This is a genomic window from Flavobacterium sp. CF108 (assembly GCF_900129795.1).
Classification (GTDB): Bacteria; Bacteroidota; Bacteroidia; order Flavobacteriales; family Flavobacteriaceae; genus Flavobacterium.
On record NZ_FQWW01000001.1, the window covers coordinates 428,847 to 443,010 of the forward strand.

9 protein-coding genes are annotated in these 14,164 nt (G+C 34.4%); 7 read left to right on the forward strand and 2 right to left on the reverse strand.

Annotated features, from left to right (window positions below; translation table 11 throughout):
• Positions 1-20: 20 nt before the first annotated feature.
• The 7 genes from BUE10_RS01925 (at position 21) to BUE10_RS01955 (ending at position 9,817) form a co-directional block, all read left to right on the forward strand.
• Positions 21-1,628 carry a class I SAM-dependent methyltransferase gene (locus BUE10_RS01925; RefSeq protein ID WP_073481732.1) on the forward strand — a complete coding sequence of 536 codons (1,608 nt, stop codon included), beginning with the start codon at positions 21-23 and terminating at the stop codon, positions 1,626-1,628.
• Between the two features lie 40 nt (positions 1,629-1,668).
• The gene (locus tag BUE10_RS01930) at positions 1,669-2,433 is read left to right on the forward strand and encodes a phosphatase PAP2 family protein (protein WP_369826608.1); all 765 of its coding nucleotides are present in this window, start codon (positions 1,669-1,671) and stop codon (positions 2,431-2,433) included.
• A 55-nt stretch (positions 2,434-2,488) separates the two neighbouring features.
• Positions 2,489-3,166, forward strand: coding sequence for a response regulator transcription factor (locus BUE10_RS01935; RefSeq protein ID WP_057119489.1), 678 nt, complete (start codon positions 2,489-2,491; stop codon positions 3,164-3,166).
• Entirely contained in the window at positions 3,159-4,424 is a 1,266-nt protein-coding gene (locus BUE10_RS01940) for a sensor histidine kinase (RefSeq protein WP_073481735.1), read from the forward strand. Before BUE10_RS01935 ends, BUE10_RS01940 begins: the two co-directional genes overlap by 8 nt.
• A 63-nt stretch (positions 4,425-4,487) precedes the next feature.
• Positions 4,488-6,899 (forward strand): TonB-dependent receptor, encoded by a 2,412-nt coding sequence (locus BUE10_RS01945; RefSeq protein WP_073481738.1) that lies wholly within the window; start codon positions 4,488-4,490, stop codon positions 6,897-6,899.
• Between the two features lie 75 nt (positions 6,900-6,974).
• A complete protein-coding gene (locus BUE10_RS01950) occupies positions 6,975-8,933 on the forward strand; it encodes an LTA synthase family protein (protein ID WP_073481741.1) in 1,959 nt (652 codons plus the stop codon).
• Positions 8,933-9,817, forward strand: a complete 885-nt coding sequence (locus BUE10_RS01955; RefSeq protein ID WP_073481744.1) for a diacylglycerol/lipid kinase family protein — start codon at positions 8,933-8,935, stop codon at positions 9,815-9,817. The genes BUE10_RS01950 and BUE10_RS01955 overlap by 1 nt, the downstream gene beginning before the upstream one ends.
• Positions 9,818-9,885: 68 nt before the next feature.
• Here BUE10_RS01955 and BUE10_RS01960 read toward each other — a convergent pair whose 3' ends face one another.
• Positions 9,886-10,644, reverse strand: a complete 759-nt coding sequence (locus BUE10_RS01960) for a phosphatase PAP2 family protein (RefSeq protein WP_073481747.1) — start codon at positions 10,642-10,644, stop codon at positions 9,886-9,888.
• A 250-nt stretch (positions 10,645-10,894) separates the two neighbouring features.
• The gene (locus BUE10_RS01965; RefSeq protein WP_073481749.1) at positions 10,895-13,840 is read right to left on the reverse strand and encodes an Ig-like domain-containing protein; all 2,946 of its coding nucleotides are present in this window, start codon (positions 13,838-13,840) and stop codon (positions 10,895-10,897) included.
• Positions 13,841-14,164: the final 324 nt, after the last annotated feature.

A 14,164-nucleotide genomic window follows, 5' to 3' on the forward strand; every position in this document is an offset into this window, starting at 1 on the left:
TACACATTTACTCTCGTACTATGATCGATAAATCACAACTTCGAAGCTCCATTTTCAGACATCTCGACGGATTAGCGACTGCTCCGGTAGCAATAGCATTAAAAAAGCACGCCGTTTTAGAATTTATCTTAAACAAAAAACAAGTTCAATTATCAGAATTGGTGACTGTTTTTAAAGCAAATGAAGGTTATTTGAATGTGGGTTTGAGAATTTTAGCTTCTCAGGGATTTCTGGATTATGAAGTCGATAATAAAACGCAGGAAATTACAATCGCTGTAAATGAAAAAACCGAAACCGCTTTTTCACTGTTTTATCTTTATGAAGATGTTGTCGATTTACTTCAGTTTTCTATTCAGTTTCATCCTCGTCTTTTTGAGGATGTTCCGTTTGAAAAACTCAACCTTATTTTTGAAAAATATAAAAAGAATTACGGAATCGAACCTTCTGATAATCCTTTGAAAAATAGTATTCAGGAGCAAATTTTAAAACATGTTGAAGGCTATTTAATTGGTCCAACAATTGTGCGTTTGGCCATGAACGGAATGTTTCATAAATACTTTATGGAGACTTCTTTCAGACCCGAAGAATTTCATAAATCTCCTGAAAATTTCAAAAAAATATTAGACTTTTTTGTGCATCTTGGTTGGTTTCTGGAAAAAAACGGAAATTACCAATTTACCGAAACAGGTTTGTTTTTTGCAAAACGAGCCAGCGCTTACGGCGTTACGGTTTCTTACCTTCCGACATTTGCTAAAATTGAAGAATTAATTTTTGGCGACCCAGCCGTTTTAAGAATGATTGCCGATGGCGAAAACGAAATTCACGTTGATCGTGAAATGAATGTTTGGGGAAGCGGCGGCGCTCACGACACGTATTTTAAAGTGGTAGACGAAATTATTATTAAACTTTTTAACCTGCCAATTGAACAGCAGCCAAAAGGAATCCTCGATATGGGCTGCGGAAATGGCGCCTTCTTAGAACATATTTTTGAAGTAATCGACAGACAAACCTTGCGTGGCGAAATGCTCGATGAATATCCCCTATTTCTCGTTGGTGCCGATTATAATCAGGCAGCTTTGAAAGTTACAAGAGCTAATCTTATAAAAGCAGATATTTGGGCAAAAGTTATTTGGGGAGATATCGGACGTCCGGATGTTCTTTCGGATGATTTGAGAGAGAATTATAATATTGATTTAAAAGATTTACTTAACGTAAGAACTTTTCTAGATCACAACCGAATTTGGAAAGATCCGCAGCATATTGACGAAAACAGAGTGAGTAAATCTACCGGAGCATTTGCCTACAGAGGAAAAAGAATCAGCAACAATTTGGTCGAAGATAATCTATTGGAGCATTTGCAAAAATGGTCGCCTTATGTGCGCAAATTTGGTTTGCTTTTAATTGAATTACATACCATAAATACAAAACTCGCGTCTCAAAATTTAGGAAAAACTCCCGCAACAGCTTACGACGCTACTCATGGTTTTTCGGATCAATATATTATTGAAATTGATGTTTTTAATGATGTCGCTTCAGAAGCCGGATTATTTCCTGATAAAGCTATTTTTAAAAGATTTCCGGAAGCTGATATTGCTACGGTGAGTATTAATTTATTGAAAGGAAACTAAAAATCAAGACACTAATTTTATAACCATAAAATAAATCATTTTGATAAGAAAAATTATTCTCTTAGTTATATTACCGTTTTTGACTTGTTCTGTCTTTGGGCAAAATACTGTACCAAAAGATTCTATAATAACTGATACTGTAAAAAACATTCGTTTCAATTACAAACAGCTTATCATTCCCGGAATTTTAATTGGATATGGTTTTTGGGGAAATGAAAGCGGACAGATAAAAAGCTTCAATAATCAAATACGTGATGAATTTACAGAGGATATTGATCGTAAAGTTTCGATAGATGATTTTTCCAGATATGTTCCCGCAGTTTCTGTTTATGCACTCAATGCGTTTGGTGTTGAAGGAAAAAATAATATGCGCGACCGTTCTGTAATTTTAATCACTTCAACAATTATAAATGTGGGAACTGTTTTTGCTTTAAAATCATTCAGTAATGTTGAACGTCCGGATGGAACTTCAAACAATTCATTTCCTTCAGGTCATACCGCCATTGCTTTTGCAGGAGCAGAATTTTTATATCAGGAATATAAAGATAAATCAATATGGTACGGCGTTGCCGGTTATGCAATTGCGACTGGAACCGGAATATTTCGTATGTACAATAACAGACACTGGCTTACAGATGTTGCCGCAGGTGCCGGAATTGGAATTTTGAGTACCAAAATTGCTTATTGGGTAAATCCCTATATTACAAAAAAATTATGGCATGGAGAACGAAAAAAATCGATGTCTTTTATAACTCCATCTTATGATGGCAGAAATTTGACAATCTGCTATTTCAAAACATTTTAAGTTTACAGGATACTAATATTCAGATTTTCTTCAAAATTCATTTGTAAATTGCGGCATGAAAATTCTTATTATTGAAGATGAGCAAGAAATTGCACAAAGCATCAAAGAGTACTTTAAAACAAATGGCGTTCAATGCGAAACAGCCGAAAATTATGATTTGGCACTCAGCAAAATCGACAGCTACGATTATGACTGTATTCTGCTGGATTTAATGCTGCCAGATGGTGACGGATTTGATATATTAAAAGAACTAAAAGCGAAGAATAAAACAGAAGGCGTTATCATAATTTCGGCAAAAGAAAATCTGGAAACACGTTTAGAAGGATTTAATCTCGGCGCAGATGATTATCTTACCAAACCTTTTCATCTTGCTGAACTTTTAGTCCGAATGCAGGCACTTATTCGCCGCAAGAATTTTAAAGGAAGTAACAGTATTACATTCAATGAAATTGTCATCGAAATTTTTTCAAAGACAGTCTTTGTAAATGATATAAAACTGGATATTACCAAAAAAGAACTGGATTTACTGCTCTTTTTAATTGGCAACGAAAATAAGGTATTATCTAAATCGTCGATTGCAGAACATCTTTCTGGCGATATGGCAGATATGCTTGACAATCATGATTTTATATATGCACATATTAAAAATCTAAAAAAGAAACTCACACAGGCCGGCAGTGGCGATTATATCAAAACAGTATACGGTTTAGGTTATAAATGGGAAAATGAATAACAAAAAACTACTTCGTAAAACAACGAACAGCTTTCTTTTATATGCCGTTATCATACTATTGATAGCAGCTCCTGTATTTTATTATATCTGTCAATGGCTGTACGTTTATGAAACCGATGAAGTACTGCTTTTTCATAAAGGCGCTTTTGTTAAGGAAAGCCACAACCATTACACTGCAAATGATATCGCCGCATGGAACAAATACAACCATAACGTAACTATTGTTAAAGATATGGGTGTAACGAAAGATTCTATTGTGGGCAAAATGATATTTGAAGCTTTAGCCAATGAAAAAGAACCGTTTAGAATATTGTATGCTCCGGTTGATATCAACGGAAAAAGATACACCTATATAGAAAAGCGAAATCTGGTTGAAATGGAAGGAATGGTTTTTAGTGTAGCCGTTATGTTTCTGTTTATCATCATCATTTTACTTACCGGAATAATCTGGATTTCAAAAAGATCGGCAAAAATAATCTGGAAACCTTTTTACAATACATTAAGCCAGATAGAAGATTTTGAAATTGATAAAAATAATCCGCCTCATTTTATCCCAACTGATATCGACGAATTTGCACGTTTAAATAAAAGTCTTGAAAGTTTAATCGAAAAAAATACGGCCATTTATAAAAGTCAGCGCGAATTTGTAGAAAATGCAGCACATGAACTTCAAACTCCATTGGCACTATTTCAAACCAAAATTGACATTCTGCAGCAATTAGAATTAAACGAAGAACAATCCACATTAGTTGGTTCTTTAAATAAAGATGTATCCAGACTCAACAGACTGAATAAAAATCTTTTATTACTTTCTAAAATTGATAATGAAAGTTATCTCGAAAAAAACACCATTAGCTTAAATGAGTATTTTGAGAAACATCTGGACTTTTTTACAGAGCAGGCAAAAGCTAAAAACCTGACCATTCAAACTGAATTTAAAGATACTTTAAGCGTTCAGGGAAATGCGGCATTGGCAGAAGTGTTATTGAATAATTTATTTCTAAATACTATTCGTCATAATAAAAAGAATGGCAGAATAGAAATTCAAATAGAAAACAATATACTTCGATTTACCAATACAGGCCAGGAAACGGCCTTGGCAGCAGAAAATATTTTCAATCGTTTTTCAAAAGTAAATCCTTCTTCGCAGGGAAATGGACTCGGATTGGCGATCATTAAAAAGATATGCGAAATCAATCACTGGGAAATTCATTATTTTTTTAATGATAATCTGCATATTTTCGAGGTGAAATTTTAAAAATTCAAACTTCCTACAGAATCGGTTATGAGCTTTGTACTATTCTTTTTTTAAATAGTACAAATGAAATCAAAAACAATACTGCTATTATCCTTTCTATTGGTAATAGTACTGCAGTTATCCGCCCAAAAAAAATCGGTAACCATTTCGGGAATCGTAAAAGACAGTAATTCTAAAACTGTAATACCTTATGCTAATGTAGTTTTAAAATCTTCAAAAGATTCTAAAATTTTCTTTGGCACCGTAAGCGGCGAAGACGGACGTTTTACAATTGCAGCCGTAAATTCTGGAAACTACATTTTAGAAGTAAGCGTTGTTGGTTTTAAAACCAAATCCCAAACTTTATTTGTGGGCAGTCTTTCTGATTATTTAGATCTCGGAAACATTGAAATTCAGGAAGATATCAATACTTTATCTGAAGTTGTTGTCAGTTCAAAAACACAACAAAATCCTGTAACATTAGATAAAAAAGTTTTTGCTGTTGCAGATAATATTACGCAAAGCGGAGGTTCTGTTTTACAATCGATGCAGAATTTACCCGGAGTTACCGTTCAAAACGGAAAAGTACAATTGAGAGGAAATGATAAAGTCACCATTTTGATTGATGGCAAACAAACCGCTTTAACAGGATTTGGAAATCAGTCCGGACTGGATAATATTCCGGCTTCTGCCATCGAAAAAATTGAAATTATAAACAATCCATCTTCTAAATATGATGCCAACGGAAATGCCGGAATCATCAATATTATTTACAAAAAAAACAAACAAGACGGATTAAACGGAAAAATAGGAATTAGCTCGGGATACGGAGCTTTGTGGGAGCGTCAGGCGAATCTGCCAACCATAAGACCGCAATATAAAGTGACACCTAAAATTAATCCGAGCCTTTCACTAAACTACAGAAAAGATAAAATAAATGCTTATTTACAAGCCGATTATCTCTACACAGAAACACTCAACAAAAATGAATTTGTTACCAGAACTTATGATGACGGCAGCATAATTAATCAGCAGACAAAGCGAAATAGGGATACGCATTTTACTACGCTTAAAACCGGAATCGACTGGAATTATAATGACCGAAATACTTTTTCTTTTTCTGGTCTTTATGGACGTGAAAAAATTATCGATCACGGAGACGAACCCTTCTTTAATCAGGATAATACGGAACGTTTGCGTTTGTGGCAGTTTTTAGAAGACGAGCTTAAAACAACCGTTATGGTAAGCGGTTCTTATCAGCATAAATTCAAACAAGCAGGCCGCAAATTAAATGCAGGAATTAATTATACGTATCATCAGGAAGATGAAAAATATTTCTTTGATAATATCTTGCCTGCTTCTAGAGGACAAGATGCTTTTAAACTGCTTTCGGATGAAAAAGTAATCGACCTTAATTTAGATTACGTACAGCCATTAAAACATGGACGTTTTGAAACCGGAATTAAATTTAGAAACAGAGAGATTCCTACCAATATGCAGTTTTTTCCGGGAGAAAATTCTCCAATTGATGCAAATGCCGGAGGCTGGGCGACTTATAAAGAAATCATTCCGGCTGTTTACGGCAGTTATATTTATGAAAGTGAAAGAATTGAAGCAGAATTGGGGCTTCGTTATGAATATGTGGATCTTAAGTACGATGTCAATCCAAATCATCCTACTTATAAAAGCAACGGATACAATTATACAGAACCATTTCCGAGCGTTAAACTGGCTTATAAAATCGATGATAAAAACAAATTCACCGCTTTTTATAACCGTCGTGTCGACAGACCAAATGAAGTCGATATTCGTATTTTTCCAAAATACGATGATGCCGAAATTATTAAAGTAGGAAACCCTGCCCTGCGTCCTCAATATACAAGTGCCTTTGAAGTAGGTTATAAAACCGATTTTAATAAAGGTTATTTTTTAACCTCTTTGTATTACCGCGTTATCAACGGAACTATTACCAGAATTGCGACTACAGTTCCCGGCAGTTCGTTGATTTATAACGTATTTCAAAATGCTCTGGAAAGTTCCTCTTTTGGTGCCGAGATTGTGTACGCAAAAGAAATCAATTCGTGGTACTCTTTCAACATCAATGGAAACATATATAAAAATACAATAGACGCCTTTACGGTCACCAATTTATATCCAGTTCCATCAACTTATACGAGCAGTCTTCAGGAAATAACTTCGGGAAATGTAAAATGGAACAATACCTTTTTATTCAATAAAACCCTTTCCGGGCAGGTTTCTATGGTATATCTCGCGCCAGACATAATTCCGCAGGGAAAAATGGATTCCCGCTTTTCTACAGATTTGGGTGTAAAAAAGATTGTTCAAAAAGGAAAAGGCGAAATCTTTCTAAATGCCACAGATATTTTCAATACGCTGGTAATCAAAAAAGAAATTCAAGGCGAAGGATTTCGCTATACGAGCAAGGATTATTATGAAACACAAGTAGTTCGTTTTGGGTACAGTTACAAGTTTTAACGGTATCCAAAATGAAATTCAAAATTAATTCAGAATTGCAATATAAAATTTGCACACGAATGTTAAATAATAATTATGAATAAGTTATCTTCAAAGTACGGCAGATATTCACTGTTGATACATTTTATTTTTTGGTTTTTAATACTATCTCAATTTTTAAGAATTTCCTTTTTTATATGGCAGTATAGTGAAGTTTCGTGGCATATTATCGATCTTTTAAGAACCCTGATAACAGGCCTTTTCTTTGATTTTGGTACTGTTGCTTTCATCTGCATTTGCAGTGTATTATATTATACTGTAATGCCTAATAGATGGATTGGATCTTTTTTAGATAAAATCTTAATTTACTTTTTTACATCCTTAACCGTTTTTATTCTTGTTTTTACCTTTTTTGCCGAATTGACATTTTGGGATGAATTTAAAACAAGATTTAATTTCATAGCCGTTGATTATCTTATATATACGCATGAAGTTGTAGCTAACATTCAACAGTCGTATCCCCTGCCCGTTTTAATTGGCGGCGTATTACTGCTTACTTTTGTATTTCTGTTTATTTTTTATAAAAGAGGTGCTTTTACAACTACGTTTACGTCTAAAGCGAGTTTAAAAACGAGGCTTTCAGTTCTGTTATCTACCATTGTCGTTGCTTTATTTTTTGGTTTCTTTATTACCAATAATCAGGCAGAATGGTCTTCAAATAGATATAATTCAGAAATATCAAAATCAGGTATTTATTCCTTTTTTGCAGCTTTTAGAAACAACCAAATGAAATATGTTGATTTCTATACTTCCATTCATAATGATAAAGCTTTTGGTCTTATTAAAAAGAAATTAGCCGATCCTAATTCTAGTTTTTTCAGAAACGATTATTCTATTCATAGAAAAATTACAGACAGCATTCCATCTCTTGAAAATAAAAATGTTGTTTTTGTTTTGGTAGAAAGTCTGAGCGGCAGTTTTTTGAAGGAATTTGGAAATAAAGAAAATATCACTCCTTTTCTGGACAGTCTTGCCCAAAAGAGCATCTTTTTTGAAAATTTATATGCCACAGGAACCAGAACCGTGAGAGGTATGGAAGCCGTTACTTTGTGTATTCCTCCTACGCCGGGTCAAAGTATTGTAAAAAGACCTAATAATCAAAATTTATATACCGTTTGCAGTATTTTCAAAACCAGAAAATACGATTGTAATTTTTTCTACGGCGGCGATGGTTATTTTGATAATATGAATGCTTATTTTGGAGGAAACGGATTTAATATTTACGATCGCGGGCGCGGCAGTGTATTGAGCGATGAGATCAAAACGGTTCGTAATAATATCAACGACAATGAAGTAACTTTTGAAAATGCGTGGGGAATTTGCGACGAAGACATTTTTAATAAAATGCTAAAAGTAGCCGATTCACAATATAAAACCGGAAAGCCGTTTTTCAATTTTGTAATGACAACATCTAATCACAGGCCATTTACTTATCCTTCTGGAAAAATTGATATTCCTTCTGGAACAAGTCGTGAAGGCGCTGTAAAATATACTGATTTTGCCCTAAAAGAATTATTCAAAAAAGCCCAGACAAAACCTTGGTTTAAAAATACCGTTTTTGTAATAATTGCAGATCATTGTGCCAGCAGTGCCGGAAAAGATGAAATTGATGTGGCAAACTATCATATTCCTGCCTTCATTGTTAATTTACCCGAAAAACAAAATCAGAAAATAGCGCAGCAATGCTCTCAAATTGATTTATGGCCTACTCTTTTTTCGTTGTTTCATTGGAATTATGAATCTGATTTTTTTGGAAAAAACGTTTTGAATACCAATTTCGAACAGCGCGCTTTGATGGGAACCTATCGAAAATTGGTTCTGATGAAAAAGGATAAAGTAATGATTTTATCCGATCAGAAAAAGCAGGCGTTTTATTCCTGGAATAAAAAAGACAATAGTTTGAAATCACTTCCGATAGATCAGTCTTTTTTAGAAGAAACAATTTCGTGGTACCAAACCGCCGATTTCCTTTTTACAAATAAACTTTTACAATAATGATTTACATTCATTTTATAATCAACCCAATTTCCGGAAGCGGCAAACACAATTTGTCGGCGTCTTATATCTTAAGCCAGTTTCCTAAAGATAAATATAAAATTGAGGTTGATTATACAAACCAAAAAAAACATGCAATTGAACTTACAAAAGCTGCTATTGCACAAAATCCAGATTATATAATAGCATGCGGCGGAGACGGAACTATAAATGAAGTTGCTTCTTCACTTATAGGGACTTCCATAAAATTAGGAATTGTTCCTGTAGGTTCAGGAAACGGATTGGCCTCTAATTTGAATATTCCAAGAGATTTTGATAAAGCAATTTCTATCATTAAAAAAGGCGATGCTACAGCAATGGATGTGGGACAAGTAAATGACAAATACTTTTTTAGTAATATGGGGATCGGCATCGATGCGCTTATTATCAAAAAATACGAACGAGCAGGAAAAAGAACGCTTCCGGCTTATATTAAAGCGGCATTGTCTTCGAATTTAGAATTTAAGACTCAAAAAACAATTGTACATTTTGACAATCAAACCCTTGAAATAAATCCGTTGATGTTGTTTATATCCAATTCTAACGAAATGGGTTACAATATGAGCCTTACCCCAAAAGCAAGTCTACAAGACGGATTATTAGATATGATTGTAATTCCGAAATTGTCTTTTTTAGAAAAAATAATGCTGGGATTTAATGTACTTCGAAATTCAATCGAAAAATTCAAAAAAGCACAACACTTTTTAGTAAAAGAAATTCAAATTGAAATGCCGTCAAAGATTTTTATCGATTCTCAAATTGACGGAGAACAGCATAATTTAAAAACAAATAAATTAAACATAAAAATACTGTCAGGAGCGCTGAACGTTTTAGTAGATTTATAAAATATAATTCCATAGAAAGAACCTTTTTAATTCTCTCTATGGAATATTTTTTTGTTTTAAAGTCAGATTTAAAATTGTCTCACAAAGCTGCAGCCCAATTCTTTTCCGTTATAAAAAGGCATAATCATCGATATGGTTTTGTTTTCTTTTGAAGATTTAAAAACTTTATTCTGCAAATACGGATACATCCAATAGGCCGCTTTGGTACTTAAAATTCCAATTCCCGCGCCTGCAACTACATCTGTAAGCCAGTGTCTGTCATTGTACATTCTAAAAAGTCCCGTTCCTGTCGCTACAGCATATCCAGCAATTCCATACCAAATCGATTGGTCTTTGTATTCCTGATACATAAATTCTGCTCCGGCAAAAGCGGTGGCAGTATGTCCTGAAGGAAAAGAATTGTTAGACGATCCATCCGGTCTTTCTACTTTAGTAATATTTTTTAGAGCAAATACCGAAGCACTCATCATTAAATAAGAACTCGCTAAAATAATAGAACGGTCTTTCAAATTATTTTTTCCTTTTATACCAAAAGCGTTTAATCCGTATACAGAAGCCGCAGGAGCCCATTGCGAGAAATCATCAATAGAGATTTTGTGATCAATATCTTCATTTACTTCTTCCTTAATTTGTGCATTATAAGTTTTAAGCTGGTCACTTTCTAAGCCAATAAAACCATAACCAAGAAGAACGCCGGGAATGATCAATTGTTTGTAATTAAACTTTAAATTGTGTACAGTGTCTTGTACTGCAATTGTATCACTTACTGTGTTTTGCGCACACATAGAAGCCATACCAAAAATAAATAAGAGGAACGATTTTCCCATTTTAAATGAAAATTAGAAATTAATAATTACGCTTGGTGATTAAAATAAACGTAGTTTTTCCTCATAGAAAACAATTAAATTATGGAGCAAAGTTGAACACCAATTTTGAAGAAATTCTGTATTTTGAAAGTAACAGGAAAAATATTTAGAGAAAACAAAAAACGACCAGATATAAAACATATCTGATCGTTTTTAAAATGAAGAATTTGAACTGTAAAAGTTGAAAACCTTTACATAAAATTCTAATTTATTATTTAATAATCAACTTTTTAGAAACATTAAAAGCATTAGAATTAATGGTAACCACATAAATTCCAGAAGCTAAATGATGATTGATTTTTGCTGAAGAATTGATTTTGTTTACCAAAACTTTTCTTCCGTTAATATCTGTAACCGTTACAGTTGCCGAATCACCCGATTCTAATTCCGGTAAAACAACATTAAATTCATTGTTAATCGACGGATTTGGATAAATACTAACTACAGAATTTTCAACTGTTACTGCTGCTTCAACATTAGCTTTTTTTAATGTAGAAGTAGATTGAAACTGCCATTGCGCACTTTCCCAATTGTTTTGACCTCCGTTATATTGAGCAGAACCGTTTAAGTTTTCAATGTGAATCATAGCCCCTGTCTGCCATCTGTTTTTAATTCTTACGTAAGTTCCGTCCACATTTTCACTTGACCATTGTGCGCTCCACCAGCCATTTGATCCCGCAGTACATTGCACCGCTCCGGTTAAGTTTTCAATATGCATTATATCTCCCGTACCTACATTTTTCAGGATATAAAAAGTAGCATCAACCGCAACTTTTTCCCATTTGTAATTGTTGTTGACAACCGTTGCTCCGTAGCCAACATTTCCTCCGGCATCATATAAATAATTACCAGTCCATCTGTTTTTAATCGTAAAATAATTTCCAGTTGCAGCATTAACCGTAATCGATGCTGTACTTGTTTTATTTCCGTCTACAGTTGTAACTGTAATCGTAGCGGTTCCTGCTGCAACCGCTGTAACTAAACCTGAACCATTTACAGTTGCAACGCCCGTATTATTAGAACTATACGTTACGTTTTTATTTGTTGCATTTGATGGTAAAACTGTTGGCGTTAATTGCTGCGTTCCGCCTACAGATAATGTTGCAGATGTTGGACTCAAACTCACACTTGTTACCGCTACATTTGATGAATTTACTGTAATTACAGCTGTTGCTGTTTTATTTCCATCCTGTGTTGTAACCGTAATCGTTGCCGTTCCCGAAGCAACCGCAGTAACTAAACCTGAACCATTTACCGTTGCAACACCCGTATTGTTTGAACTATACGTTACGTTTTTGTTCGTCGCATTTGCCGGAGCAACAGTTGGCGTTAATTGCTGTGTTGCTCCAACGCCTAAAGTCGCTGTTGTTGGTGTGATTGTAACGCCAGTAACAGGAACATTTACAGTAGAACAATTAGAACTTTGTGTCCAAGAAAATGAACCGATAGCACTGATTTCTTCATTTGCAGCAGCATTTCCGCCTCTGTTAGAATAATTCATATTACAATACGTACCATTTCCGCTAGGCGAACCTGCAATAAGTACAAAGTAACCTCTGCCCCAGTTTCTGTTTAATGCATTGTTGTTTGGATATTCTTTACCTGTTCCGTTAACGGTAATGTCTTTAAATGAAAGGTTATAAATTCCATCTCCCGATCTTTTACTGATAGAAATTGCATCATTTCTTGAATCATTAATATCGATATTATAAAACTGTACATTTTTAACCTGAGATCCTGCATTTGTAGCACTAAAAATATCTACAGCCGCTACAGGATTATTGTACGTATCATTAAAAGTTCCGCAGGTTGATACCGTAATATCGTGAATTTCGTGCATTCCGTCATTGTTAAATGGCGCTCCCGGAAAGTTGTTACTCACTCTGATACCCGCTTCAAGATTGTCTTTAATAATCAAATTGTAACCTTTGTTATTTTTTCCGCCATAAATAGCAAGACCACAAGCACGCCAGCAGTTTTCTGAAGTATTGTATCGAAACGTATTATTGATACATTCCAATCCATCAGCAGACCAAATCGCCTGATCGTCGTCACCGTTATTTCTGAAGTTACAATGCTCTACAACAGAGTTTGCAGTTCCTTTACAAAGATTAATTCCATCCGCATAATTGTTTCTAAAACGACAATGAGATAATGTAAATCCGTCGGCAATTGCAGGACCTCCCGTATTGTATTGTGCAATCCAGGCACCGCATTCAAAATGTTCTGCCCAAATATTTTTTACGATTGAACCGCTTGTAAAAACGCCATTTATACCTTTATAAGAGTTACTTCTCGAAGCCGAGTTTGTCGTCAAATAAAGATCGGTAAATGAAATATTACTCGCATTGGCACGCAATCCGCCGTTTAAACTGCTTGTGTTGGTAAAATTAATTTGAGTATACCACATTCCCGCACCAATTAAGGAAGTGTTTGCCGAACCAAAATACAATTCTCGGTTTACGTTATAAACTCCAGTTGGAACAAAGATTTTTTTACCACCGTTTGCATCGATAAAAGTTTGAAGATCACTTCCGTTTCCGCTATACGTTACAGCACCTGACGGAGCCGTTACCGCTGTTGGAATTGGTTCCATTTCTGCAAAATCCAAATGGATATTTCCTGATTCTCTCACAATTTTTAAAGTTCCCGAAACGGCAATTTTAGCAGGAAGTTTGTAACGCACTTCATCAAAACGCATTCTTGGATTTTGATTTGTGATTCCGTTATTATTAGGATTTCCATTGCTCCACAAATATTCCCAAGACCAGGTTGAAGTCAAAGTAAGCGTTGCAAGCTTTGTGTTTCCGTTATACACACCTACAGTTCCCGATTGTCCGTCAGGAACGCTGTAACGAATTACAAGTCCGTCTGCGGCTTCTGTAAGTGTCCATTGAACCGTAGCATTTGTTGCAGAGAGATTCACACATTGCTGATCTGAAGCTTCAGATTGAAGATCAGACTGCACATATGATTTTGAAGTAACTGAAGCTCCATTTGACAATTGGCCTAAGTTGGCTTCGTATCTTTTATACGGCGCATCATAATAACCGCGCTGCGCATAAGAACCTGAAGTGAAGAGAACGAAAAAAATCCATAGTATAATATGGCAGTATTTGTCTCTTTTAAAAAAAATAGCATGTAATTTGTTTCTCATAAGTTTTGGTTTTTAAATAGTTAGTGCCTTAAAAAAGGTTATAACGAAACTATACTTAAAAAATAAATTAAGGAAAAGGTTGGTAAAAAATCAAGACTTATATAACGATTTCGTTTACGTAAAAACCTAATAATCAGTCATATATAGTTTTTAAGGAAATAAAAAATCAAGAAGAAGTATAGATGCAAACTTGATAATTTAAGGCTCTGAAAATGAGAATATAGAAAAAATCGACCTTATTTATAATGACATTCGCTTTTTGTAATTAAAATAAATATTTACTTACATAAGATTGCGAAAAAGAAAAAGTCAGGAAACTTTAAT

What these genes read in the sequence shown, in the direction of transcription:
- BUE10_RS01925 (WP_073481732.1), top strand. Translation starts at nt 21, where the DNA reads ATGATCGATAAATCACAACTTCGAAGCTCCATTTTCAGACATCTCGAC.
- BUE10_RS01935 (WP_057119489.1), top strand. Translation starts at nt 2,489, where the DNA reads ATGAAAATTCTTATTATTGAAGATGAGCAAGAAATTGCACAAAGCATC.
- BUE10_RS01940 (WP_073481735.1), top strand. Translation starts at nt 3,159, where the DNA reads ATGAATAACAAAAAACTACTTCGTAAAACAACGAACAGCTTTCTTTTA.
- BUE10_RS01945 (WP_073481738.1), top strand. Translation starts at nt 4,488, where the DNA reads ATGAAATCAAAAACAATACTGCTATTATCCTTTCTATTGGTAATAGTA.
- BUE10_RS01950 (WP_073481741.1), top strand. Translation starts at nt 6,975, where the DNA reads ATGAATAAGTTATCTTCAAAGTACGGCAGATATTCACTGTTGATACAT.
- BUE10_RS01955 (WP_073481744.1), top strand. Translation starts at nt 8,933, where the DNA reads ATGATTTACATTCATTTTATAATCAACCCAATTTCCGGAAGCGGCAAA.
- BUE10_RS01960 (WP_073481747.1), bottom strand. Translation starts at nt 10,644, where the DNA reads ATGGGAAAATCGTTCCTCTTATTTATTTTTGGTATGGCTTCTATGTGT.
- BUE10_RS01965 (WP_073481749.1), bottom strand. Translation starts at nt 13,840, where the DNA reads ATGAGAAACAAATTACATGCTATTTTTTTTAAAAGAGACAAATACTGC.